The sequence below is a fragment of the Cellulomonas dongxiuzhuiae genome, assembly GCF_018623035.1.
Taxonomy (GTDB): Bacteria; Actinomycetota; Actinomycetes; order Actinomycetales; family Cellulomonadaceae; genus Cellulomonas; species Cellulomonas dongxiuzhuiae.
On record NZ_CP076023.1, the window covers coordinates 2,166,544 to 2,190,914 of the forward strand.

Here is a 24,371-nt window from a genome sequence, read left to right on the forward strand (position 1 = left end):
CGGTCAGGCGGGCACCTCGACACGCGCGGGCTCGAGCACCTCGGCGAGGAACCGGCCCGTGTGGCTCTCGGGGACGCTCGCGATGTGCTCGGGGGTGCCCTCGGCCACGACCAGCCCTCCGCCCGACCCGCCCTCGGGCCCCATGTCGACCACCCAGTCGGCGTTCTTGATCACGTCGAGGTTGTGCTCGATCACCAGGACGGTGTTGCCCTTGTCGACCAGCGACTGCAGGACGCCCAGGAGCTTGCGGATGTCCTCGAAGTGCAGGCCCGTCGTCGGCTCGTCGAGGACGTAGATGGTGCGGCCGGTCGACCGGCGCTGCAGCTCGGCCGCCAGCTTGACGCGCTGCGCCTCGCCGCCCGAGAGCGTCGGTGCCGGCTGCCCGAGCCGGACGTACCCGAGCCCGACGTCGACGAGCGTGCGCAGGTGCCGCGAGATGGCCGGCACGGCGGCGAAGAAGTCGGCCGCCTCCTCGATGGGCATCGCCAGGACGTCGGCGACGGTCTTGCCCTTGAAGTGGACCTCGAGCGTCTCGCGGTTGTACCGGGCGCCGTGGCAGACCTCGCAGGGCACGTACACGTCCGGCAGGAAGTTCATCTCGATCTTCAGGGTGCCGTCGCCCGAGCACGCCTCGCAGCGGCCGCCCTTGACGTTGAAGGAGAACCGGCCGGGCGCGTATCCGCGCACCTTGGCCTCGGACGTCTCGGCGAACAGCCGACGGACGTGGTCCCACACACCGGTGTAGGTGGCAGGGTTGGACCGCGGCGTGCGCCCGATCGGGCCCTGGTCCACGTGCACGACCTTGTCGAGCTGGTCGAGGCCGGTCACGCGCCTGTGGCGCCCGGCGACCTGCCGTGCGCCGTTGAGCTCGTTGGCCATCACGGTGTAGAGGATCGCGTTGACGAGCGTCGACTTGCCCGACCCCGACACCCCGGTCACGGCCGTGAGCACGCCCAGCGGGAACGACACGTCGATCCCGCGCAGGTTGTTCTCCCGCGCACCGACGACGGTGATCTGCCGGGACCTGTCGACCGGTCGGCGTGCCGCCGGCATCGGGATGGAGCGTCGGCCCGACAGGTACGCGCCCGTCACGGACTCCTGCGACGCCAGCAGGCCGGCGAGGTCGCCCGAGTGCACGACGCGGCCGCCGTGCTCACCTGCGCCGGGGCCGATGTCGACGATCCAGTCGGCCGCCCGGATGGTGTCCTCGTCGTGCTCGACCACGATGAGCGTGTTGCCGAGGTCCCGGAGGCGGGTCAGCGTGTCGATCAGCCGCCGGTTGTCGCGCTGGTGCAGCCCGATGGACGGCTCGTCCAGCACGTACAGCACGCCGACGAGACCCGAGCCGATCTGCGTCGCCAGCCGGATGCGCTGGGCCTCACCACCGGACAGCGTCGCCGCCGGCCGCATGAGCGAGAGGTAGTCCAGGCCGACGTCGAGCAGGAAGCCCAGGCGCGCCTGGATCTCCTTGATGACCTGCGCGGCGATCGCCCGCTCGCGCTCGCCGAGCTCCAGGCCGTCGATGAAGGCACGGGCCTCGTCGATCGGCAGGGCGCAGACGTCCGCGATCGAGCGGCCGCCGACCTTCACCGCGAGGACCTCGGGCTTCAGGCGGGCGCCCTGGCACGCGGGGCACGGGACCTCGCGCATGAAGGCCTCGTACTTCTCCTTGCTCCAGTCCGAGTCCGTCTCCGCGTGGCGCCGCTGCAGGAAGGTGATGACGCCCTCGAACCCGGTCGAGTACTGCCGCTCACGGCCCCACCGGTTGCGGTACTTCACGCGGACCTCGTGGTTCTCGCCGTGCAGGACCGCGTCCCGCGCACGCTGCGGCAGCGCCCGCCAGGGCGTGTCCATGGAGAACCCGAGATCGGACGCGAGCGCCGACAGCACGCGCTGGAAGTACTCCGAGGAGGTCTGCGCCCACGGCGCGACGGCGCCGTCGGCGAGCGAGAGCTCGTCGTCCGGGATGACGAGCTCCGGGTCGACCTCGAGGCGCGACCCGATGCCGGTGCACTCGGGGCACGCGCCGTAGGGCGCGTTGAAGGAGAACGTCCGCGGCTCCACCTCCTCGAGGGTCAGCACGTGGTCGTTCGGGCAGGCGCGGTTCTCGGAGAAGCGGCGCTCGCGCTCCGGGTCGTCGGCCTCGGCGTCGACGAGCTCGACGACGAGCAGGCCGCCGGCGAGCCCGAGCGCCGTCTCGACGGAGTCCGTCAGGCGCCGCTGGACGCCCTCGCGGGAGACCAGCCGGTCGACGACCACCTCGATGTCGTGCTTGAGCTTCTTCTCCAGCGTCGGCGGTGACGCGAGCTGGACGACCTCACCGTCGACCCGGGCCCGCGAGAACCCCTTGCCCTGCAGCTCGCGGAACAGGTCGGCGTACTCGCCCTTGCGTCCGCGGACCACGGGCGCCAGGACCTGGTAGCGCGTGCCGTCCGGGAGCTCGAGCAACCGGTCGACGATCTGCTGCGGCGTCTGGGCGGTCACACGCTCACCGCACACCGGGCAGTACTGCGTGCCGGCGCGGGCGAAGAGGAGGCGGAGGTAGTCGTAGACCTCGGTGATCGTCCCGACCGTCGAGCGCGGGTTGCGGTTGGTCGACTTCTGGTCGATGGAGACCGCGGGCGACAGCCCCTCGATGAAGTCGACGTCGGGCTTGTCCATCTGCCCCAGGAACTGGCGGGCGTACGCCGAGAGCGACTCGACGTAGCGACGCTGCCCCTCGGCGAAGATCGTGTCGAACGCCAACGAGGACTTGCCGGACCCTGACAGGCCGGTGAACGCGATGAGCGCGTCGCGCGGCAGGTCCAGGTCGACGTTGCGGAGGTTGTGCTCCCGGGCGCCGCGGACCACGAGACGGTCGGACAGAGGATGGGTCACAGCCGACGAGTCTACGTGGGGCAACCGACAATCGCACATGTGTTCGAGATCACGAACGTCGGCGCGTCGCGACAAGCGGCGCCGGGCGACGAGCGCCATGCTGGGGCCGATGGACGCCCCCCCGCCCCTCTCCCCCACCCGCCCGGCACTCCCGGCGCTGCTCGGCCGGCAGGTGCCGATCGAGGACTACGCCGTGCTCGGTGACGGCCACACCGCCGCACTCGTGTCGCGCCACGGCTCGGTCGACTGGCTGTGCCTGCCGCGGTTCGACTCCGACGCCTGCTTCGCCGCCCTGCTGGGTACGCCCGAGCACGGCCGCTGGCTGCTGACGGTGCGCGACGCGACCGAGGTGACCCGCCGGTACCGCGGTGACTCCTTCGTGCTCGAGACCACGTACCGCACCCCGCGGGGCACGGCCGTCGTCACCGAGGCCATGCCGCTGGCCGACGGCCGGGCCGACCTCGTGCGCCGCGTCGAGTGCACGCACGGCGAGGTGGAGGTCGAGCACGACTGGGTCGTGCGGTTCGGGTACGGCGCCGTCGAGCCGTGGGTGCGGCACGAGACCGACGTCGAGGGCTGCGACACGATCCGGGCCGTCGCCGGGCCCGACTCTCTCGTGCTGCGTGGCGACCGGCTCCCCCGGCCCGTCGGTCGCCGCCACCACGACCTCTTCACGCTGCACGCGGGCCAGGCCGTCGAGCTCTCCCTGACGTGGGTCCACTCGTGGGAGCCCGTCCCGCCGCGGCTGACGGTGCCCGACCGGGTCGACGCCACCGAGATCGCCTGGGGGGTGTGGGTACGGGACTGCACCTACGGCGGGCCGTACCGGGAGGCGGTCGTCCGCTCCCTGCTCGTCCTGCGTCTGCTGTCCGACGTCACCACCGGCGGCATCGTCGCCGCTGCCACCACGTCGCTGCCGGAGACCTTCGGCGGCGAGCGCAACTGGGACTACCGCTTCTGCTGGCTGCGCGACGCCTCGCTGACCCTGGAGGCGCTCCTCGAGCAGGGCTTCCGCGACGAGGCGACGCAGTGGCGGGACTGGCTCGTGCGCGCGGTGGCGGGCGACCCCAAGGACCTGCAGATCATGTACCGGGTGGACGGGGGGCGGCGGCTGCCCGAGTTCGAGCTGGACCACCTGCCGGGCTACGCCGGGTCGCGCCCCGTGCGCATCGGCAACGCGGCGGTCGGCCAGGTGCAGCACGACGTGCTCGGCGAGGTGATGTCCGCGCTCGCCATGGCCCGGGACGCGGGGCTGTCCGAGACCGCCGACACGTGGTCGCTGCAGCGGCACCTCGTCGACGCCCTGGCGGGCGCGTGGCGCGAGCCCGACCGCGGCATCTGGGAGGTGCGCGGGGACCCGCGCCACTTCACGCACTCGAAGGTCATGGTCTGGGCTGCGCTGGACCAGGCGGTCCGGGCCGTCGAGACGCACGGCCTGCCCGGCCCGGTGGACCGCTGGCGGCGGGTGCGCGAGGAGGTCCGCGCCGACGTCATGGAGCACGGGTGGTCGGCCGAGCGCCAGACCTTCGTGCAGCAGTACGGCGCGGAGCACACCGACGCGTCGCTGCTGCAGATCGTGCACGTGGGCTTCGTCCCGCCGGACGGCCCGCACGCCCGCGGCACGATCGCGGCCGTGCGCGAGGAGCTCGAGGTCGCCCCCGGCCTGCTGCTGCGCTACCGCACCGAGCGCACCGACGACGGGCTGCAGGGAGCCGAGTCCCCGTTCCTCGCGTGCTCGTTCTGGCTCGCCGACGCGCTGGCGCGCTCGGACGACCTCGCCGGGGCGACGGAGGTGCTCGACGCCCTCGTCCCCCTGGCCAACGACGTCGGGATGCTGGCGGAGCAGTACGACCCGATGACGCGCCACATGGTGGGCAACGTGCCGCAGGCGCTGTCGCACCTCGCCCTGGTCCGCGCGGCCCACAGCCACGACCTGGCCGCACGGCGGGCGGCCACGCGGGTGGGCGCGTGCTGAGCGACGGCGGCTGGGACGGGCGCGTCGTCCCGGGCGGCGCCAGCGCGGTCCGGGTGCTCGACGACGCGGAGATCCGCAAGGCGTCCGTCGGCCCGATGGACAACGACGCCTACCTCGTGACCTGCCGCCGCTCCGGCGCCCAGCTGCTGGTCGACGCACCCACCGACCCGGACCGTCTGCTCGCGCTGGTGCGCGAAGGATCCCCGTCCGCGCGGCTCGACGTGGTGGTCGTCACCCACCAGCACGGCGACCACCTCGGCGCCGTCGCGTCGGTCGTCGCCGTGACCGGTGCACGGCTCGCAGCCGGGGCGCCCGACGCGGACGCCGTCAGCAGGCTCGGCGGCCACCCGGTGGACACCCGCCTCCAGCACGGCGACCGCCTGGCCGTGGGCCACCTCGTGCTGGACGTCGTCGCGCTGCGAGGTCACACGCCGGGCTCCGTCGCGCTCGCCCTCACCGAGCCGGACGACGCCTCGGCACCCGGTGCGGTGCCGGGGCGCGTCCACCTCTTCACGGGCGACTCCCTGTTCCCCGGCGGGGTGGGCAGCACCCAGGGCGACCCGCAGCGGTTCGCGCAGCTGCTCGGTGACGTGACGTCCCGCGTCTTCGAGCGGTACCGCGACGACACGTGGGTCTACCCGGGGCACGGCGACGACACGACCCTGGGCGAGCAGCGGCCCTCGCTGCCGGCCTGGGCCGCCCGCGGGTGGTGACGGCTCAGTCCTGCGGCGGGCCCAGCACCGAGGTCGCGAGGGTCGCGTGCGCCGACTCGTCGTCGGACGGGTGGTAGATGCCGGCCAGCACGTCGCGGTACAGCCGCGCGAGCTCGCTGCCGGTGAAGTAGGCGCCGCCCCCGGAGACGCGCAGCGCGAGGTCGACGACGACACGGGCGGTCTCGGTCGCGCGGACCTTGAGGCCGACGAGCTGCGCGAACCACCGCGCACCGTGGTCGACCTCCTCGTCGACGTCGCGCGCCAGGGCGAACACCTGCAGCTCGGCGCCGTCCTGCGCGAGCGCCGCATCGGCGATGCGCCAGCGGATGTCGGGGTCCTGCGCGTACGACCGACCGCCGTGCTTGAACGAGGTGCGGCGCCGGGCGTGCCCGACCCCCAGCTCGAGCGCGCGCCGGCCGATGCCGGTGTACACGGCCGCGAGCAGCGTCTCGAACACCGCGAAGAGCGCGAAGACGAAGGAGTCCGCCGAGGGTCCGACGGGCAGCCGCCGGTACACGCGGTCGGCCGGCGCGTACGCCCCGTCGAGCACGGTCGTCGCGGACTGCGACGCCCGCATGCCGAGCGCGTCCCAGTCGTCGCGCGGCTCGACGCCGCCGCCGTCGCGCGCGACCACACCGTGCACGAGCCGCGGGTCGTCGGGGTCGGAGTCGTCCAGGCCGAACGTCGCCAGGCGCGTCCACACGGGCGACAGGGACGTGAAGATCTTCGTCCCGTGGTACCGGTAGCCGCCGTCGGGCTGCGGGACGGCCCGCGTCCGGGACCCGAACATGACGAGGTCGTTGCCCGCCTCGGAGTTGCCGAACGCGAAGACCTCGCCCGCGGCCGCGTCGCGCAGGACGAACTCCACCGACCGGTCACCCCGTGCCACGAGCAGCGCCGCGAGCCCCGTGACGACGAGGTGCATGTTGACCGCCAGGGCCGTCGCCGGGGCCGCTCCGGCGAGGCGCACCTGCTCGCGGGCGACCTCCTCGAGGGTCAGGCCCGCACCGCCGAGGTGCTCGGGGACGAACGCGCGCAGGTAGCCCGCCGCGACCAGGTCGGACAGGTCGTCGTGCGGGAACGTGTTGTCGCGGTCGTGGGCGTCGGCGCGTGCGCGGATCCGCGCGAGGACGTCGTCGGTGAGCAGGGTGCGCAGCGTGCGGGCCATCCGACCACTCTGCCACCGCGCCGGCCGTGGTCGGTCCCGCCACCGGACGGGCGACCTCGGGCAGGATGGCGTCATGAGCATCTTCGCCGTCCGCTACACCTACGACGAGCGGGCCGAGGTCCGCGACGCGGTCCGTCCCGAGCACCGCGCCTGGTTGGCCGAGCTCGCGACGGCGGGGGTCCTGCTGGGCTCCGGTCCCTTCATCGACGGCGAGCCCGGTGCGCTGCTCGTCCTGCAGGCGCCGGACGAGAGCGCGCTGCGCACCGTGCTCGCGCAGGACCCGTTCGCCCGCGACGGCCTCGTCACCGCGACCGAGGTACGCGGGTGGAACCTGGTCCTCGGCCCCTGGTCGACACCCTCGTCCTGACGCGTGGGCCGACCCCTGCGGGTCGGCCCACGCCTCAGGGTGCCGTCAGTCCGGGGCAGCGGCTCCCAGCGCCTGCGGCAGCCGGGCCGCGCTGCGGCGGGACCGGACGAGGCTCGCGGCGGTCGCGACGCCGAGCGCGGCCGCGATGACCACGAGCGACAGCCACGTCGGCACCTCGGGAGCCCATGCCACGGGCTCGCCGCCGTTGAGGAACGGCAGCGCGTTGGTCGCGAGCGCCTCGAGCACGAGCTTCGCGCCGATGAACGCGAGGATCGCGGCCAGGCCGTACGGCAGGTAGACGAGCCTGTCGAGGAGCCCTCCCAGCAGGAAGTACAGCTGTCGCAGGCCCATGAGCGCGAACACGTTCGCGGTGAACACGATGAACGGGTCGTGCGTGAGGCCGAAGACCGCGGGGATCGAGTCGAACGCGAACAGCAGGTCGGTCGTGCCGATGGCGACGAAGACCACCACGAGCGGCGTGAAGACGCGCCGGCCGTCGTGCTCCGTGCGAACCTTGCCGCCGTCGTAGGTCGGGGACATCGGCAGGACGCGTCGCACGGTCCGTACGAGCCGGTTCTCCTCGTACGCCTCGTCACCACCGCCGACGCCCTCGCGGACCAGCTTGACCGCCGTCCACACGAGGAACGCCCCGAACACGTAGAACACCCACGTGTACCGCTCGATGATCGCGGCACCCGCGACGATGAACACGGCACGCAGGACCAGCGCGATGATGATCCCCACCATCAGCACCCGCTGCTGCTGCTCCCGGGGCACGGCGAAGCTCGACATGATGAGCAGGAACACGAAGAGGTTGTCGACCGAGAGGCTGTACTCGGTCAACCAGCCGGCCAGGAACTCGCCGCTGGGCGCCGCCCCGCCGACGAGCGCGAGCACGCCCGCGAACACGAGCGCGAGGCCCACGTACAGGGCCACCCAGGTCACGCTCTCGCGGATCGAGGGCACGTGCGGACGACGACGGACGACCGCGAGGTCGAGCAGCAGGATCGCCACGACCGCGACGAGCGTCGCGACCTCGAAGGCGAGCGGCAGCTCGTGCGTCACTTCCGGCCCTCGGTGTCCTCGTCTCCCGCTGCCAGACCGTGGGTGTGGGCGCGGGACCGCGCGCGTGCGGCGGCGGCCTCGTCGAGACGCGTGCGCCGCAGCGACAGCACCGTCGTCACCACGAGGGTGCCGACGATGACGCCGAGCGAGACCCACGTCCCGATCTCCGGGACGACCGTGACGTGCTCACCGCCGTTGATGAACGGCACCTCGTTGGTGTGCAGCGCGTGGATGAGCAGCTTGACGCCGATGAAGCCGAGGATCACACCCAGGCCGTAGGCCAGGTAGACGAGCTTGTCGAGCAGGCCGTCGATGAGGAAGAACAGCTGGCGCAGCCCGAGCAGCGAGAACGCGTTGGCCGCGAAGACCAGGTACGTCTCCTGCGTGAGGCCGAAGATCGCCGGGATGGAGTCGACCGCGAAGATGATGTCGGCGGTACCGATCGCGACCATCACGATGAGCATCGGTGTCATGAACCGCTTGCCGTCGCGCCGGACGATCATCTTGTCGCCGACGTAGTCGTCGGTCGTCGGGAACGCGCGACGTGTCCAGCGCAGCACGAGGTTCTCGTGGTACTCGTCGTCCTCGGTGCTGCCGGACTTGATCTGGGTCCACGCGGTGTACAGCAGGAAGGCGCCGAACAGGTAGAAGATCGCGCTGAACCGCTCGATGAACGCGGCACCGACGAAGATGAACACCGTCCGCAGCACCAGCGCGATGGTGATGCCGATGAGCAGCACCTTCTGCTGGTACAGCCGGGGGACCCGGAAGCTCGCCATGATCAGGACGAACACGAAGAGGTTGTCGACCGACAGGCTCTTCTCGGTCACGTACCCGGCGAAGTACTCCGCGCCGTACGTCGAGCCCCACACGGCCCACACCAGCACCCCGAAGACGAGGGCGACGCCGACGTAGCCGGCCGACCACCAGGCGGACTCCCGGAGCGTGGGCTCGTGCGGCGAGCGCACGTGCCCGACGTAGTCGACAGCGAGCATGACGAGGATGACGCCGACGGTGACGGCCCACACCCACAGGGGAACATCCACGAAAACAGACCTCCGGATCGGTACGACGAGGGATCGGAGGTCTCTTCCGCCAGCGCCCACCGCCGCCGGTGCGGGGTCGCGCGTGGCCGACGCACCGGGCCGGCAACGCTGGCGACCGTGATGACGATGACGTCGTGGGGAGTACTCCCCTCCGCCCCGAACTATAGGTGACGACGGCTCTCGTGCCACTCCCAGCCGGCGACCGGCGGGCCGGGCGCGCCTCAGGCGGTCGCGGACTGCATCTGGCGGAGCTCCTTCTTCAGGCCTGAGATCTCGTCCCGCAGACGGGCCGCGAGCTCGAACTGCAGCTCACCGGCGGCAGCGTGCATCTGGTCCGTGAGCTGCTGGATGAGGTCGGCGAGGTCGTGCGCCGCCGCGCCCGTCAGCCGCGTCCGGTCGTCCCCCGCACCGCCGCGCGACCCCAGGCCCGGGACGGGCGCCTTGCCGCGGCTCGACTGCCGGCCGGCACCGCCCAGCAGCTCGGCCGTGTCGGCGTCCTCGCGCGCGAGCATGTCGGTGATGTCACCGATGCGCTTGCGCAGCGGCTGCGGATCGATCCCGTGCTCGACGTTGTAGGCGATCTGCCGGTCGCGGCGGCGCTCGGTCTCGTCGAGGGCCTGCCGCATCGCGGGGGTCACGGTGTCCGCGTACATGTGGACCTCGCCCGACACGTTGCGCGCGGCGCGGCCGATGGTCTGGATGAGGGACTTGCCGGAGCGCAGGAAGCCCTGCTTGTCGGCGTCGAGGATCGCCACCAGCGAGACCTCGGGCAGGTCGAGGCCCTCGCGCAGCAGGTTGATGCCCACGAGCACGTCGAACTCCCCCAGCCGGAGCTCGCGCAGCAGCTCGACGCGGCGCAGCGTGTCGACCTCCGAGTGCAGGTAGCGCACCCGCACGTCCTTCTCCAGCAGGTAGTCGGTCAGGTCCTCCGACATCTTCTTGGTCAGCGTCGTCACCAGGACGCGCTCGTCGCGCTCGACCCGCTCGCGGATCTCGCCCAGCAGGTCGTCGATCTGGCCCTTGGTGGGCTTGACCAGGACCTGCGGGTCGACGAGGCCGGTCGGGCGGATGATCTGCTCGACGACGCCGTCCGCCATCGACAGCTCGTAGTCGCCCGGGGTCGCGGACAGGTAGACGGTCTGGCCGATCCGCTCGACGAACTCCTCCCAGCGCAAGGGCCGGTTGTCCACCGCGCTCGGCAGCCGGAAACCGTGGTCGACGAGCGCCCGCTTGCGGGACATGTCGCCCTCGAACATCGCGCCGATCTGCGGCACCGTCACGTGCGACTCGTCGATGACGAGGAGGAAGTCCTCCGGGAAGTAGTCGATGAGCGTGTTGGGGGCGGAGCCCGGCGCGCGGCCGTCGATGTGGCGCGAGTAGTTCTCGATCCCCGAGCACGAGCCGATCTGGCGCATCATCTCGATGTCGTAGGTCGTGCGCATCTGCAGCCGCTGCGCCTCGAGCAGCTTGTTCTGCTGCTCGAGCTCGGCGAGCCGCTGCTCGAGCTCCTCCTCGATGCCGGCGATCGCGCGCTCCATGCGCTCGGGCCCGGCCACGTAGTGCGTCGCCGGGAAGACGTGCATCTGCTGCTCGGAGCGCACGACGTCGCCCGTCAGGGGGTGCAGCGTCGCGATCGCCTCGATCTCGTCACCGAAGAACTCGATGCGGATCGCGAGCTCCTCGTAGACCGGGATGATCTCGACGGTGTCGCCGCGCACGCGGAACGTCCCACGGGTGAACGCCATGTCGTTGCGCGTGTACTGCATGGTGACGAACTTGCGCAGCAGCTGGTCGCGGTCCATCCGGTCGCCGACCGCGAGCGTCACCATGCGGTCCACGTACTCCTGCGGCGTGCCCAGGCCGTAGATGCACGAGACCGACGAGACGACGATGACGTCGCGCCTGGTCAGCAGCGAGCTCGTGGCCGAGTGCCGCAGGCGTTCGACCTCCTCGTTGATGGAGGAGTCCTTCTCGATGTACGTGTCCGACTGCGCGATGTACGCCTCGGGCTGGTAGTAGTCGTAGTACGACACGAAGTACTCGACCGCGTTGTTCGGCATGAGCTCGCGGAACTCGGTGGCGAGCTGCGCGGCGAGCGTCTTGTTCGGTGCCATGACGAGCGTCGGGCGCTGCAGCTCCTCGATGAGCCACGCCGTCGTGGCGGACTTGCCGGTCCCGGTCGCGCCGAGCAGCACGACGTCCTTCTCGCCGGCCCGCACGCGCGCCGCGAGCTCCGCGATCGCCGCCGGCTGGTCGCCGCTCGGGGTGTACTCGGAGATCACCTCGAACGGCGCGACGGTCCGCTGCAGGTCGGTGACGGGGCGCATGTGCCCACGTTACGTCGGCCCACCGACATCGACGCGGCGTCGGTGCGCGGAGCCCGGACGGGCGGCCGTCAGCGGCGGGCTACCACTCGCCGCTGAACGACACGTTCGCCGCGGGGTCCGTCTCCGCGAGCATCGTGGCGTACCGGTCCATGAAGGCCCGGTAGGCGCTGAAGCCGATGATCTTGCGCTTGGTCATGGGCATCAGGCCGCTCATGCCGCCCGACTTGACGACGTAGCTCGTGATGAGGGTCCGCACCGTCACACGGCCGACCGCTCGGTCCACCTCGACGTCGAAGAAGAGCACGGGGTCGGTGCTCTCCCGCGTCATGTCCCGGACCGACAGGGACACCTTGTTGGCGCTGCGCTCCCCCACCCGCAGCCAGCCGCTCTCGTCCTCGACCGCGGCCGCCGCCGTGGTCACGAGATCGAGCACCTGGTTCGCTGACAGTGCGCCCGTGGCCACCGACATCGAGGCCTTCGACTGCAGCGGGCGCGCCTCCCACCCACTACCGACCGACTGGACCGCCATCGTTCCTCCGGCTCCGTTGCCGCGGATCGCCCGACGCGACCCGCTGGACGCGCTTTGCGCGTCCATCCGAGTGATCGGCGCCTGAACGCTACTCCTCGCGTGGACAAGCGTTCAATTCACTCGTACGGGTGCGTGTTACTAGCCGGTACGAAGGACCTTGGTCCTGCAGGGCACACCGGCGACCGACGCGGGCCGACGAGGAGGGTCAGGGCACGTCGGCCGCACGCTCGTCGTCACGCTCGACGGCGAGCCGCGCCCACAGCTCGTCCACCTGGCGCACCAGGTCGGCGTCGCTGCCCGCGCCGTCCAGCACGACGTCGGCCGCCGCGAGCCGGTCCTCGTCGCGCGCCTGCGCGGCGACGCGGGCCTCCGCGTCATCGCGCGTCATGCCGCGCAGCCGCACCAGACGCTCCACCCGCAGCACGGCGGGCGCGTGCACGACGACCACGACATGGAAGTTCTCCACCTGCCCCGTCTCGACCAGCAGCGGGATGTCGTGCACGACGACGGCCCCGGCGTCGAGCGCCACGGCGGCGGCCTCGCGCTCGGCCGACAGCCTCCGCACGACGGGGTGCACGATCGCGTCGAGCCGAGCGCGCGCACCGGCGTCGGAGAACACGACGCGCGCCAGCGCGGGCCGGTCGAGGGCGCCGTCCGCGTCGAGGACCGCGGGCCCGAACGCGGCCGCGACCTCGGCGAGGCCGGCCGATCCCGGCGCCACGGCCTCGCGCGCGAGCACGTCGGCGTCGATCACGACCGCACCGAGCTGCCCGAACCTGCGAGCGGCGACCGACTTGCCCGCCGCGATGCCTCCGGTCAGCCCGATCCTCTGCATCGCCCCATCGTGGCGTCCGCCGACCTTCGGCGCGAGCCCGGCACCCGGGCGGAGCAGCACCCGGGTACGCCGACGGCCGGCCACCCGAGGGTGACCGGCCGTCGTCGTGCTGCCGTGCGGGCGGACCCGCGTGGCGTCAGTTGCCGGTGAGCTTCTCGCGGAGCGCGGCGAGCGCCTCGTCCGACGCGAGCGTCCCGGTGACCTCCTCGGTCGCCGACGAGTACGTCGACGGCGCGGGGCCGCTGCTGCTGCTGCTGGAGCTGCTGGCGGCCGGGGTCTCCGACGTCGAGGCCTCGAGGTCCGCCTGGGCGGCCGCGGCGACCTGCTTGCGGTGCGCGTCCCAGCGCTCGTGCGCGGCCGCGTACTGGGCCTCCCACGTCTCGCGCTGCGCCTCGAAGCCCTCGAGCCACTCGTTGGTGGTCGAGTCGAAGCCCTCGGGGTACTTGTAGTTCCCCTGCTCGTCGTACTCGGCCGCCATGCCGTACAGGGCGGGGTCGAAGTCGTCCGACTCGGGGTCGAAGCCCTCGTTCGCCTGCTTGAGCGACAGCGAGATGCGGCGACGCTCGAGGTCGATGTCGATGACCTTGACGAAGACGTCGTCGCCGACCTGGACGACCTGCTCCGGGATCTCGACGTGGCGCACGGCCAGCTCCGAGATGTGGACCAGGCCCTCGATGCCGTCCTCGACGCGCACGAACGCGCCGAACGGGACGAGCTTGGTGACCTTGCCGGGCACGACCTGGCCGATGGCGTGCGTCCGGGCGAACGCCTGCCACGGGTCCTCCTGCGTCGCCTTCAGCGACAGCGAGACACGCTCGCGGTCGAAGTCGACCTCGAGCACCTCGACCGTGACCTCCTGGCCGACCTCGACGACCTCGGAGGGGTGGTCGATGTGCTTCCAGGACAGCTCGGAGACGTGCACGAGGCCGTCCACGCCGCCCAGGTCCACGAAGGCGCCGAAGTTGACGATCGACGACACGACACCGGGGCGGACCTGGCCCTTCTGCAGGGTCTGCAGGAAGGTCGAGCGCACCTCGGACTGCGTCTGCTCGAGCCACGCACGCCGCGACAGCACGACGTTGTTGCGGTTCTTGTCGAGCTCGATGATCTTCGCCTCGATCTCCTTGCCGACGTACGGCTGGAGGTCGCGCACGCGACGCATCTCGACGAGGGAGGCGGGCAGGAAGCCGCGCAGGCCGATGTCGAGGATGAGTCCACCCTTGACGACCTCGATGACGGTGCCGGTGACGACGCCGTCCTCCTCCTTGATCTTCTCGATCGTGCCCCACGCCCGCTCGTACTGCGCGCGCTTCTTGGACAGGATCAGACGGCCTTCCTTGTCCTCCTTCTGGAGGACGAGGGCCTCGACCTCGTCGCCGACCTTCACGACCTCACCGGGGTCCACGTCGTGCTTGATGGACAGCTCACGGGAGGGGATGACGCCCTCGGTCTTGTAACCGATGTCGAGCAGGACCTCGTCGCGGTCGACCTTGACGATGGTGCCCTCGACGATGTCGCCATCGTTGAAGTACTTGATGGTGGCGTCGATCGCGGCGAGGAAGTCCTCGGCCGAACCGATGTCGTTCACCGCGACCTGCGGGCTGGCGGGCTTCGCGGGGGTGGAGATGCTCATGTAGTGGTGGGCTCCGATGCGGACAGGAAGTAGGACGGACAGGGAATCGTGCGTGGCAGGGCGCCACGTCGGGACTGCGTCCCCGCCACCCACGAACGGCCTGGGACCGGTGGGTGTCGAGGATTCGGTACGCGCGAGGACGCGCGGCACCGCCGTCCACCCTATCGGGTGGACGGCCGGGCAGGCAAAGGGAACGTCAGGCCAGCGCGCGCGCCACGGTCAGCAGGCCCTGCGGGACGAACTTGACCTTGCCGGCGACCTCGGAGAGGGGGACCAGCACGACCTCCCCGCCGCGGATCGCCGTCATGACGTTGGACGTGCCCGCCGTCACCGCGTCGATCGCCGCGACACCGAACCGCGAGGCCAGGATGCGGTCCGCGGCGGTCGGGATACCGCCCCGCTGGGTGTGCCCCAGCACCGTGACACGCGTGTCGAAGCCGGTGCGCTGCTCGATCTCGACCTTGAGCCGCTCACCGATCGCCCCGGCGACGATCTCGCCGAACTTCCCGACCTGCGTCTCGTAGAGCATGGACGTGCCCTCGGCAGGCACCGCGCCCTCGGCGACGACCACGATCGAGAAGCTCGCGTGGGCGCGGTGGCGGTGCTTGAGGAACTTCTCGATCCGCGTGATGTCGAACGGCTCCTCCGGCGCGAGCACGAGCTCCGCACCACCGGCGATGCCCGACGTGACGGCGATCCAGCCCGCATGACGTCCCATCACCTCGACGATCATCACGCGGTTGTGGGACTCGGCCGTCGTGTGGATCCGGTCGATCGCCTCGGTCGCGATGCTGACCGCCGTGTCGAACCCGATCGACGCGTCCGTCGCCCACACGTCGTTGTCGATCGTCTTGGGGATGCCGACGACCTTGACGCCGGCCTCGGCGACCTTGCTGGCCGCGTTGAGCGTCCCGTCGCCGCCGATGCAGATGAGCGCCTCGATGCGCTCGGCCTCGAGGGTCGCCAGCGCGGCGTCCAGGCCGCCGTCCGACGCGTGGGGGTGGTACCGCGCCGTGCCCAGCAGGGTCCCGCCGGTCGGAAGGACGTTGCGGATGTCCCGGCGGGTCAGCGGCATGACGTCACCGTCGACCACACCCTTCCAGCCGTTGCGGAAGCCGATGATGGTGTGGCCGTGCTCCCCCTCCCCCCGCTTGACGACGGCACGGATCGCGGCGTTCAGGCCCGGGACGTCGCCGCCACCGGTCAGCAGACCGACTCGCACGCTGGAGCTCCTCGTTCGCAGGGGCCACACCCCGGATGCTCGGGGGGCCGGACGCACGTCGCCGCGCGCCACGTACAACCCTAACCACCCCGTCGCCACCGGTCCTGCGCCGAGGGTCCCGGCGCCGCCGCGCCGAGCCCGCGAGCGCCGCCGTCAGGCCGGTCGGCCCAGGTCGAGGTCGCGGCCCGGGATCGCGTCGAGGAGCGTGCGGGTGTACTCGGTCCGGGGGGAGTCGAACACGTCGTCGACCGTGCCGCGCTCCACGATCCGCCCTTCCTGCATGACGCAGACCTCGTCGGCGATCTGTCGCACCACGGCGAGGTCGTGGCTGATGAACAGGTACGTGAGCCCGAGCCGCTCCTGCAGGTCGGCGAGGAGACGCAGGATCTGCGACTGGACGATGACGTCGAGCGCGGAGACGGCCTCGTCGCACACGACGAGGTCGGGCTCGAGCGCGAGGGCCCGGGCGATGGCGACCCGCTGCCGCTGGCCGCCGGACAGCTCGGCGGGGTAGCGGCGCAGCAGCCCGGCCGGCAGGGCGACCTGCTCCATGAGCTCGCGGACGCGCGTGTTGCGCTGCGCGCGGTCGCCGATCCCGTGCGCGCGCAGCGGCTCCTCCACCGTCCGGTAGACGGTGAACAGCGGGTCGAGCGACGCGTACGGGTCCTGGAAGATCGGCTGGACGCGACGGCGGAACGCGACCTCGCCGGCGCGGTCGAGCCCCGCGACGTCGGCACCGTCGAAGCGGATGCTGCCGGACGTCGGCGTCAGCAGGTCGAGCATCATGCGGGCGATGGTCGACTTGCCGGAGCCCGACTCCCCCACGACCGCCAGCGTGCGTCCGCGCGGCACGACGAAGCTCACGTCGTCGACGGCCGTGAAGTCGGTCGAGCGACCGAGGGGGCCTCGCCCGCGGATCGGGAAGACCTTCGTGACGCGGTCGACCTCGACCAGGGGCGGCGGGGCGTCGAGCGCCGCCGCGACGAGGGGGCGGGCGGGCGGGGTCGGCTCGGTCGGTGCCCCGGTGGCTGCGGTGGCCGGCTCGTCCGTGGCCGGGAAGGTCACGTCGACGCCATGGCGCGCGAGCTCGATGCGCCGCGACGCGAGCGAGGGCGCGGCTGCGAGCAGCCGCCGCGTGTACTCGTGCTGCGGGTCGGTCAGCAGCGAGCGCGCGTCGCCCTGCTCGACCACCTCGCCGCGGTACATCACCACGACACGGTCGGCACGTTCGGCGGCCAGGCCGAGGTCGTGCGTGATGAGCAGCACAGCGACGCCCAGCCGGTCGGTGAGGTCCGTGAGGCCGTCGAGGATCGTGCGCTGCACGGTGACGTCGAGCGCGGAGGTGGGCTCGTCGGCGATGAGGAGCCGGGGGCGCGCCGCCAGACCCATCGCGATGAGCGCCCGCTGGCGCATGCCGCCCGAGAACTCGTGCGGGTACTGCCGGGCTCGGCGCAGCGCGTCCGGCAGCCCGGCCTCCGCGAGCAGCTCGACGGTGCGCTCGCGCACGCCACGGCCGCGCACGACGCCGTTGTCCTCGAGCGTCTCGTCGATCTGCGCACCCACGCGGCGCACCGGGTTGAGGTTCGACATCGGGTCCTGCGGCACCATGCCGATGCGGGCGCCGCGCAGCCGGTGCATGGCGCCCGGGCCGAGCGTGGCCAGGTCCTCCCCCTCGAAGAGGATCTGCCCACCGGTGACCGCACCGTTGCCCGCGAGCAGCCCGATGACGGCGGCGGCGGTGGTCGACTTGCCGGAGCCGGACTCCCCCACGACCGCCACGGTCTGCCCGGCGTGCACGTCGAACGACACGCCGCGCACGACCGTCGCGCTGCCGGCCTCGGTGCGGAACGTGACCTCGAGGTCACGGATGCTCAGCAGCGGGGCGCCCTCGGCGCCGTCCTGCGGTGCGCTCGTCACGCTCATCGTCTCCTCGATCGCGGGTCGAGCGCCTCGCGCAGCGCCTCGCCGAACAGGGTGAAGCCCAGGGCCGTGACCGAGATGCAGATGCCCGGCCACAGCGCGAGGCGCGGTGCGATCTCGAGCTCGTTCTGCGCGGCCACGAGCATGCGGCCCCACTCCGCCGTGGTCGGCGAGCCGCCCCCGAGGCCGAGGAACGACAGCGCCGCAGCCTCGATGACCGCCGTCGCGAGCAGCAGGGTGGCCTGCACGATGACGGGTGAGACGCTGTTGGGCAGGACGTGGCTCATCGTCACGGTGCGGCGCGTGAGGCCGAGCGAGCGCGCGGCCAGCACGTAGTCGGAGCCCTTCTGGGCGAGCATCGACCCGCGCAGGAGCCGCGCGAAGACCGGCACCTGCACGACGCCGATGGCGATGACCACGGCCGACGGCGTCTGGCCCGCGACGGCGGCGATGGAGACCGCGAGCAGCAGGCTCGGCACCGCGAGCATGAGGTCGACCAGTCGCATCGCCGCCGAGTCGACCCAGCCCCCGAAGGCGCCTGCGAGCAGGCCGACGAGCATGCCGCCGGCGAGCCCGAGGAGCGTCGAGAGCACGCCGATGAGCAGCGACGCCCGCGCCCCCCAGATCAGCTGGGACAGCACGTCGGCGCCGTAGCGGTCGAGGCCGAGCGGGTGGCCGGCCGACGGCCCCGGGATGAAGGTCGGCCGCACGTCGGCGCGCCCCGGCAGCGCGCCCGGCCCGTACGGCGCCAGGAGGGGCGCCAGGACCGCGACGAGGACGAACGCGACGACGATGAGGACGCCCACGACCGCGGCGGGGTTGCGCACCAGCCGGCGCACCGCGACGCGCCAGAGCGACTCGCCCGCGCGACGGTCCTCGGCCAGCGCCGCGCCGGCGTCGACCGGTCCCTGCGGGACCTCGTACACCTCGGGTGCGCTCATCGCGTCCTCATCCTCGGGTCGATCAGGCCGTACGACACGTCCACCGCCAGGTTCACGAGGGCGTAGACCACGGCGATGAGCAGGATGAACCCCTGCAGGACGGCGTAGTCGAGGTTGAACACGGCGTCGGCGAGGAACTTGCCGATGCCGGGGAAGGCGAACACGGTCTCGGTGAGCACGGCACCGGACAGCAGCAGCCCGACCTGCAGGCCGATGGTGGTAGAGACCGGGAGCATCGCGTTGTGCAGGATCACGCGCCCGCGCACGTGCGGCGTCGACAGGCCCTTGGCGCGCGCGGTGCGCACGTAGTCGGCGTGCTGCACGTCGATGACGGACGCACGCGTGATGCGCGCGATGATCGCCAGCGGGATCGTGCCGAGCGCGAGCGCCGGCAGCAGCAGGTGCACGAGCGCGTCCCAGCTCGCGTCCCACTCGCGCGTCAGCACCCCGTCGAGCACGTAGAACCCCGTCGGGTGCGTCGCGATCATCGCCGGGTCCTGGCGTCCCGTGGACGGGAACCAGCCGAGCTGCACGGCGAACAGCCACTTAAGCAGGAACGCCAGGAAGAAGACGGGGATCGTCACGCCGAGCAGCGACGTGACGACCGCCGCGTGGTCGACGAGCCGTCCCTGGTGCCGGGCGGCGAGGTACCCCAGCGGGATGCCGATACCGACGGCGACGAGCAGGCCGACGAGCGAGAGCTCGACGGTGGCGGGGAAACGGGCCCAGAACTCGTCCAGCACGGGGCGTCCGGTGCGGGTGGACACGCCGAAGTTGCCCTGCAGGAGCTGCCCCAGCCACGTCACGTACTGCTGCGGCAGGGGCCTGTCGAAGCCGTAGAGCTGGTTGATCCGCTCCACGGCCTCCGGGGTGGCGCGCTCCCCCAGGAGAGCCGTCGCCGGCCCTCCCGGGAGAGCGCGCACCCACAGGAACAGCAGGACCGACAACCCGAGCAGGGTCGGGACGAGCAGCGCGAGGCGCCGCAGGATCAGTCGGGTCATCGGGTCGAGCCGCTCCTCAGTCGCCGAGCGTGATCACGTTGTAGACCTCGTCCTGGACCGGCGAGGCCGGGTACCCGTGGACGTCGGCCTTGAACGCGAGGGACGGCACGGGGTGCGCGAGCGGGACCCCGGGGAGGAAGTCGAGGATCGCCGCGTTGGCCACCTCGTACGCCTCCCGCTGCGCGTCGACGTCCGCGACGTAGCGGGCGTCGTTGATCGCCGAGAACAGGTCCGGGTTGTCGAAGCCCCACTCGTTCGAGGCCCCGCCGAAGAAGACCCCGATGAAGTTGTAGGTGTCGTTGTAGTCGCCGGTCCACCCCAGCAGGTGCAGGCCGTGCTGCGAGCCGCCCTGGATCTTGTCGAGGTACTCCGGGTTCCACGGGTCCGGGACGGGGTTGACCGTGATGCCGACCGCCTCGAGGTCCGCCGTGATCGCGGTGAAGACCTGCTCGGGCGTCGGCATGTACGGCCGCGAGACGTTCGTCGGGTAGTTGAAGTCGATCGTCAGGTTCGACCTGCCCGCCTCGGCGAGCAGCGTGCGCGCCTTGTCGGGGTCGTAGTCGTACGTCGCGACGTCCTCGTTCCAGCCCACGACCGACGGCGGGACGAAGTTGGTCGCCACCTCGGTGCCCTCGGGCAGCGTCTGCGCGACGAGCGCGTCCTTGTTGATCGCGTGCGCGATGGCCTGCCGGACCTTGAGGTCGGCCAGGTCGGGGTTCGCCTGGTTCATGCCGAGGTACAGCACGTTGAACGGCTCGCGGTTGACGATCTGGAAGCCGGCCTCCTCGAGCGCCACGACGTCGGCGGGACCGACGAGGTCGTAGCCGTCGATGTCGCCCGCCTGCAGCGCCTGACGACGCGCGGTCGCGTCCGAGATGATCGGGAACACGATGCGCTTGACCTGGCCCTGCTCGCCCCAGTAGCCGTCGTAGGCGGTGAGCACGACCTCCTCGCCCGGGCTCCACGACTCGAACGTGTACGGGCCCGTGCCGGTCGGGTGGCTCGTCGCGTACTCCGGCAGGACCGGCGCCTCGCCGTCACCCGTGACGGCGTCGGCCTCGTACTCCTGCAACGCGGTCGGCGACTGCATGGAGAACGCCGGCAGGGACAGTGCCGACACGAGCTCGGGCAGCGGGCTCTGCAGGTGGATGACCGCGGTGGCGTCGTCCGGCGCCTCGCACGACTCGTACTTGCCGGTGCCGTTCAGGCTCGCGACGTCGCTGGTCGCGAAGCCGCCGTTGACCTTCTGCCAGTAGTACGACAGCGACTCCGACTGCAGGACGCCCGTGAAGTTGTTCCAGCGCTCGAAGTTGAAGCACACGGCGTCACCGTCGAACGGCGTGCCGTCCTGGAACGTCACGTCCTCCTTGAGGTGGAACGTGTACTCCAGGCCGTCGTCGCTGACGTCCCACGACTCCGCGAGCAGCGGCGCGGGGTCGGCCGTGCCCGGCTCGACACCGACGAGACCCTCGAAGATCTGCCGCGCGACGCGGAACGACTCCCCGTCGCTCGCGAAGGCGGGGTCGAGCGACGAGGGGTCCCCCGACGCCGCGAAGATGAACGTGTCGCGCCCCCCGCCGGTCGCACCGTCGGTGCTGCCCTCGGGGTCCCGGTCGCTGGCGGCGCACGCGGACAGGGCGAGCCCCACCACCACACCGCCCGCGACGATCTGCCATCTGGTCCTCACAGCTGCCACCTCTCGTCTGGGCGCGGTCGTGGTGCACCGCGCCACGCGGGAACCCGGTGAACGCTAGGTGCGGCGTGTCACGCGGTTGTTACGCATCGGTACGGATTCGGCATCGGACACACTGGCACCATGCCGGACGAATCCCACGACGACGCGCTGGCGGACGCCGGGTACCGGGCGGTACCGGACGACCAGGGCGGACGCGCGGCCCGCGGGTGGTGGGACGCCAACGCGCAGGAGTACCTCGACGAGCACGGCGAGTTCCTCGGACCCGTGGACCTGCTGTGGTGCCCCGAGGGCCTGCGCGAGTCGCAGGCCCGGCTGCTGGGCGACGTGCGCGGCGCGCGTGTGCTCGAGATCGGCGCAGGCGCCGCGCAGGGCACGCGGTGGCTCCGCAGCGTCGCCGGCGCCGACGCCGTCGCCACCGACGTCTCCGCGGGGATGCTCGCCGCGGCCGCCCGCCTGGACGCCGACAGCGGCGTCCGCGTCCCGCTCGTCCAGGCCGACGCGCGGGCGCTGCCGTTCGCGGACGCGTCGTTCGACGTCGTGTTCACCGCCTTCGGCGCCCTGCCGTTCGTCCCCGACGCGCCGCGCGTGCACGCCGAGGTCGCTCGCGTGCTGCGCCCGGGCGGCCGCTGGGTGTTCTCGGTGACGCACCCCCTGCGGTGGGCCTTCCCCGACGACCCCGGGACCGGCGGGCTCACCGCGACGCGCTCCTACTTCGACCGGCGCCCCTACGTCGAGTCGGCCGCCGACGGTCGGGTCCTGTACGCGGAGTACCACCGCACCGTGGGCGACCACGTCGCGGACGTCGTCGGTGCCGGTCTCGTGCTCGACGCCCTGCTCGAGCCCGAGTGGCCGGCCGGGCACGAGCGCGTGTGGGGTGGCTGGGGGCCGGTGCGCGGCGCCCGGTTGCCCGGGACACTGATCGTGCGTGCGCACCGACCCCCCGCCTGACCTCAGTGGGCGACGGTGGCCTTCTCGGCCCCGGCCCCGGTGAGCGAGCGCACCTCCATCTCGGCGAACTTCTCCGGGTGCGGCTTCTCCTTCGACAGCAGCGTCCCGACGATCCCGAGCAGGAAGCCGAGCGGGATCGAGATGATCCCCGGGTTCTCCAGCGGGAGGATCGCGAAGTCCACCGACGTGTCCCGGATCATCGACAGGCTGGCACCGGTGACCGGGTCGACCTTGCCGGACACGACCGGGGACAGCGCGATGAGCAGGACGCAGGAGATCAGCCCGCCGTACATGCTCCACAGCGCGCCGGAGGTGTTGAACCGCTTCCAGAACAGCGAGTAGATGATGGTGGGCAGGTTCGCCGACGCGGCGACCGCGAAGGCCAGCGCCACGAGGAACGCGACGTTCTGCCCGTTGGCGAAGATGCCGCCCACGATGGCCAGCGCGCCGATGACGACCACGGTGATGCGCGCGACCCGCACCTCGGCGTCGGGTGCGACCTCGCCGCGCTTGATCACCGACGCGTAGATGTCGTGCGCGAAGGACGCCGCCGCCGTGATGGTCAGCCCCGCCACCACCGCCAGGATCGTCGCGAACGCGACCGCCGAGATGATCCCGAGCAGGAACACCCCGCCCAGCTCATACGCGAGCAGCGGTGCGGCCGAGTTCGCCTTGCCGGGCGACGACATGATCGTCTCCGGACCCACCAGGGCACCGGCGCCGTAGCCGAGCACCAGCGTGAACAGGTAGAAGATGCCGATGAGCCAGATCGCCCACACGACGGACCGCCGCGCCTCCTTGGCCGAGGGCACCGTGTAGAAGCGCATGAGGACGTGCGGAAGGCCAGCCGTCCCGAGCACGAGCGCGAGCGCGAGCGACAGGAAGTTCAGCTGTGTGAGCGACGACGCGCCGTACTGGGCCCCCGGTCCGATCAGCCGCTCACCGTCCTCGCCGCCCATGTCGATCGCACCCTGCAGCACGGCCGACAGGTCGAACCCGAACTTGGCCAGCACCCAGATCGTCATGAGGCCGGCGCCGGCGATGAGCAGGATCGCCTTGATGATCTGGACCCAGGTGGTGCCCTTCATGCCACCGACGAGGACGTACAGGATCATCAGCGCACCGACCACCGCGATCACGAGCGCCTGCCCGGCCCCGCTGTCGATGCCGAGGAGCAGCGCCACGAGCCCACCCGCGCCCGCCATCTGCGCCAGCAGGTAGAAGAACACGACGGCGAGCGTCGAGATCGCCGCCGCGAGCCGGACGGGGCGTTGCTTGAGCCGGAACGACAGGACGTCGGCCATCGTGAAGCGTCCGGTGTTGCGCAGGAGCTCCGCGACCAGCAGGAGCGCCACGAGCCACGCGACGAGGAACCCGATGGAGTAGAGGAACCCGTCGTACCCGTAGATCGCGATCGCACCGCAGATGCCGAGGAACGACGCGGCCGACAGGTAGTCGCCGGCGATGGCGGTGCCGTTCTGCGGACCGGTGAAGGACCGCCCGGCGGCGTAGTAGTCCGCCGCGCTCTTGTTGTTGCGGGACGCGCGGAACACGATGACGAGGGTCACCACCACGAACGCGCCGAAGATGGCGATGTTGACGACCGGGTCACCGACCTGCCCGCTGTCGGTGGCTGCGGCGAGCACGGTCGCGTCGTACCGGGTCATGCGAGACCTCCGTCACCGCGGCGCGCGCCGCCCTGGAGCGATTCGTCGGCGCCGCCGTCGATCAGCGCACCGGACTCGATGTGCTCACGGAGGTTCTCGGCCACCGCGTCCTGCTTCTGGTTCGCCCACCGCGCGTAGGCCATGGTGATGACGAACGTGGAGACGAACTGCCCGAGCCCGAACAGCAGCCCCACGGTGATGTTGCCCGTCACGCGCGTGCTCATGAAGTCGTGCGCGTAGTTCGCGAGCAGGACGTACAGGAAGTACCACGCGAGGAAGAGCGCCGTCATGGGGAACACGAAGTTGCGGAACCTGCGGCGCAGGTCCTGGAACTCCGGTGAGCGTTGAACCCGCTGGTAGTCGGTCTCCTGATGACTCTCGGACACATGCACCTCCGATGGTCCGGACGGCGCCGTCGCCGTCACAGGGGGACCACTGTGG

General features: G+C 71.7%; 19 protein-coding genes. 4 read left to right on the forward strand and 15 right to left on the reverse strand.

Annotation, left to right across the window (positions count from 1 at the left end; genetic code table 11):
* Nucleotides 1-3 precede the first annotated feature (3 nt).
* On the reverse strand, nt 4-2,916 hold the full coding sequence (gene uvrA / locus KKR89_RS09775) for an excinuclease ABC subunit UvrA (protein ID WP_372438473.1): 2,913 nt from the start codon (nt 2,914-2,916) through the stop codon (nt 4-6).
* Nucleotides 2,917-2,986: 70 nt separating this feature from the next.
* Here uvrA and KKR89_RS09780 point away from each other — a divergent pair, with 70 nt between their 5' ends.
* Nucleotides 2,987-4,852 carry a glycoside hydrolase family 15 protein gene (locus KKR89_RS09780; RefSeq protein WP_243882219.1) on the forward strand — a complete coding sequence of 622 codons (1,866 nt, stop codon included), beginning with the start codon at nt 2,987-2,989 and terminating at the stop codon, nt 4,850-4,852.
* Entirely contained in the window at nt 4,849-5,565 is a 717-nt protein-coding gene (locus tag KKR89_RS09785; protein WP_208195724.1) for an MBL fold metallo-hydrolase, read from the forward strand. The genes KKR89_RS09780 and KKR89_RS09785 overlap by 4 nt, the downstream gene beginning before the upstream one ends.
* A 4-nt stretch (nt 5,566-5,569) precedes the next feature.
* Here KKR89_RS09785 and KKR89_RS09790 read toward each other — a convergent pair whose 3' ends face one another.
* The gene (locus tag KKR89_RS09790; protein WP_208195177.1) at nt 5,570-6,733 is read right to left on the reverse strand and encodes an acyl-CoA dehydrogenase family protein; all 1,164 of its coding nucleotides are present in this window, start codon (nt 6,731-6,733) and stop codon (nt 5,570-5,572) included.
* Nucleotides 6,734-6,806: 73 nt separating this feature from the next.
* Between KKR89_RS09790 and KKR89_RS09795 the strand changes: the two genes are divergently transcribed.
* Nucleotides 6,807-7,100: a YciI family protein gene (locus KKR89_RS09795; RefSeq protein ID WP_208195178.1), complete on the forward strand. Its 294-nt coding sequence runs from the start codon at nt 6,807-6,809 to the stop codon at nt 7,098-7,100.
* Nucleotides 7,101-7,145: 45 nt separating this feature from the next.
* On the opposite strand, the gene KKR89_RS09800 is transcribed toward KKR89_RS09795, so the two are convergent.
* From KKR89_RS09800 to KKR89_RS09850, 11 genes are all read right to left on the reverse strand, one after another.
* Entirely contained in the window at nt 7,146-8,165 is a 1,020-nt protein-coding gene (locus KKR89_RS09800; protein ID WP_208195179.1) for a TerC family protein, read from the reverse strand.
* The gene (locus KKR89_RS09805) at nt 8,162-9,211 is read right to left on the reverse strand and encodes a TerC family protein (protein WP_208195180.1); all 1,050 of its coding nucleotides are present in this window, start codon (nt 9,209-9,211) and stop codon (nt 8,162-8,164) included. The genes KKR89_RS09800 and KKR89_RS09805 overlap by 4 nt, the downstream gene beginning before the upstream one ends.
* Before the next feature lie 221 nt (nt 9,212-9,432).
* Nucleotides 9,433-11,538, reverse strand: coding sequence for an excinuclease ABC subunit UvrB (gene uvrB, locus KKR89_RS09810; RefSeq protein WP_208195181.1), 2,106 nt, complete (start codon nt 11,536-11,538; stop codon nt 9,433-9,435).
* Between the two features lie 79 nt (nt 11,539-11,617).
* On the reverse strand, nt 11,618-12,067 hold the full coding sequence (locus tag KKR89_RS09815) for a hypothetical protein (RefSeq protein ID WP_208195182.1): 450 nt from the start codon (nt 12,065-12,067) through the stop codon (nt 11,618-11,620).
* 205 nt (nt 12,068-12,272) lie between these two features.
* Nucleotides 12,273-12,902, reverse strand: a complete 630-nt coding sequence (gene coaE, locus KKR89_RS09820) for a dephospho-CoA kinase (RefSeq protein ID WP_208195183.1) — start codon at nt 12,900-12,902, stop codon at nt 12,273-12,275.
* Nucleotides 12,903-13,038: 136 nt separating this feature from the next.
* Nucleotides 13,039-14,535 carry a 30S ribosomal protein S1 gene (gene rpsA, locus KKR89_RS09825; protein ID WP_208195184.1) on the reverse strand — a complete coding sequence of 499 codons (1,497 nt, stop codon included), beginning with the start codon at nt 14,533-14,535 and terminating at the stop codon, nt 13,039-13,041.
* 196 nt (nt 14,536-14,731) lie between these two features.
* Nucleotides 14,732-15,757 carry a 6-phosphofructokinase gene (locus KKR89_RS09830; RefSeq protein WP_208195185.1) on the reverse strand — a complete coding sequence of 342 codons (1,026 nt, stop codon included), beginning with the start codon at nt 15,755-15,757 and terminating at the stop codon, nt 14,732-14,734.
* Nucleotides 15,758-15,910: 153 nt separating this feature from the next.
* Complete coding sequence (locus KKR89_RS09835) at nt 15,911-17,680, reverse strand: ABC transporter ATP-binding protein (protein WP_208195186.1); 1,770 nt, start codon at nt 17,678-17,680, stop codon at nt 15,911-15,913.
* Complete coding sequence (locus KKR89_RS09840; RefSeq protein ID WP_208195187.1) at nt 17,677-18,618, reverse strand: ABC transporter permease; 942 nt, start codon at nt 18,616-18,618, stop codon at nt 17,677-17,679. The genes KKR89_RS09835 and KKR89_RS09840 overlap by 4 nt, the downstream gene beginning before the upstream one ends.
* On the reverse strand, nt 18,615-19,619 hold the full coding sequence (locus tag KKR89_RS09845; protein WP_208195188.1) for an ABC transporter permease: 1,005 nt from the start codon (nt 19,617-19,619) through the stop codon (nt 18,615-18,617). Before KKR89_RS09845 ends, KKR89_RS09840 begins: the two co-directional genes overlap by 4 nt.
* A 16-nt stretch (nt 19,620-19,635) precedes the next feature.
* Nucleotides 19,636-21,306, reverse strand: a complete 1,671-nt coding sequence (locus tag KKR89_RS09850; protein ID WP_208195189.1) for an ABC transporter substrate-binding protein — start codon at nt 21,304-21,306, stop codon at nt 19,636-19,638.
* A gap of 129 nt (nt 21,307-21,435) precedes the next feature.
* On the opposite strand from KKR89_RS09850, the gene KKR89_RS09855 reads away from it, so the two are divergent.
* Nucleotides 21,436-22,263 (forward strand): class I SAM-dependent methyltransferase, encoded by an 828-nt coding sequence (locus KKR89_RS09855; protein ID WP_208195190.1) that lies wholly within the window; start codon nt 21,436-21,438, stop codon nt 22,261-22,263.
* A 2-nt stretch (nt 22,264-22,265) separates the two neighbouring features.
* On the opposite strand, the gene KKR89_RS09860 is transcribed toward KKR89_RS09855, so the two are convergent.
* A complete protein-coding gene (locus tag KKR89_RS09860) occupies nt 22,266-23,930 on the reverse strand; it encodes a solute symporter family protein (protein ID WP_208195191.1) in 1,665 nt (554 codons plus the stop codon).
* The gene (locus KKR89_RS09865; RefSeq protein WP_372438474.1) at nt 23,927-24,322 is read right to left on the reverse strand and encodes a DUF485 domain-containing protein; all 396 of its coding nucleotides are present in this window, start codon (nt 24,320-24,322) and stop codon (nt 23,927-23,929) included. The genes KKR89_RS09860 and KKR89_RS09865 overlap by 4 nt, the downstream gene beginning before the upstream one ends.
* Nucleotides 24,323-24,371 lie beyond the last annotated feature (49 nt).

Coding starts and splice junctions, on each gene's coding strand:
- KKR89_RS09860 (WP_208195191.1), bottom strand. CDS start 23,930: ATGACCCGGTACGACGCGACCGTGCTCGCCGCAGCCACCGACAGCGGG.
- KKR89_RS09835 (WP_208195186.1), bottom strand. CDS start 17,680: ATGAGCGTGACGAGCGCACCGCAGGACGGCGCCGAGGGCGCCCCGCTG.
- KKR89_RS09845 (WP_208195188.1), bottom strand. CDS start 19,619: ATGACCCGACTGATCCTGCGGCGCCTCGCGCTGCTCGTCCCGACCCTG.
- KKR89_RS09795 (WP_208195178.1), top strand. CDS start 6,807: ATGAGCATCTTCGCCGTCCGCTACACCTACGACGAGCGGGCCGAGGTC.
- KKR89_RS09780 (WP_243882219.1), top strand. CDS start 2,987: ATGGACGCCCCCCCGCCCCTCTCCCCCACCCGCCCGGCACTCCCGGCG.
- uvrA (WP_372438473.1), bottom strand. CDS start 2,916: ATGTGCGATTGTCGGTTGCCCCACGTAGACTCGTCGGCTGTGACCCAT.
- KKR89_RS09815 (WP_208195182.1), bottom strand. CDS start 12,067: ATGGCGGTCCAGTCGGTCGGTAGTGGGTGGGAGGCGCGCCCGCTGCAG.
- coaE (WP_208195183.1), bottom strand. CDS start 12,902: ATGCAGAGGATCGGGCTGACCGGAGGCATCGCGGCGGGCAAGTCGGTC.
- KKR89_RS09790 (WP_208195177.1), bottom strand. CDS start 6,733: ATGGCCCGCACGCTGCGCACCCTGCTCACCGACGACGTCCTCGCGCGG.
- KKR89_RS09855 (WP_208195190.1), top strand. CDS start 21,436: ATGCCGGACGAATCCCACGACGACGCGCTGGCGGACGCCGGGTACCGG.
- rpsA (WP_208195184.1), bottom strand. CDS start 14,535: ATGAGCATCTCCACCCCCGCGAAGCCCGCCAGCCCGCAGGTCGCGGTG.
- KKR89_RS09840 (WP_208195187.1), bottom strand. CDS start 18,618: ATGAGCGCACCCGAGGTGTACGAGGTCCCGCAGGGACCGGTCGACGCC.
- uvrB (WP_208195181.1), bottom strand. CDS start 11,538: ATGCGCCCCGTCACCGACCTGCAGCGGACCGTCGCGCCGTTCGAGGTG.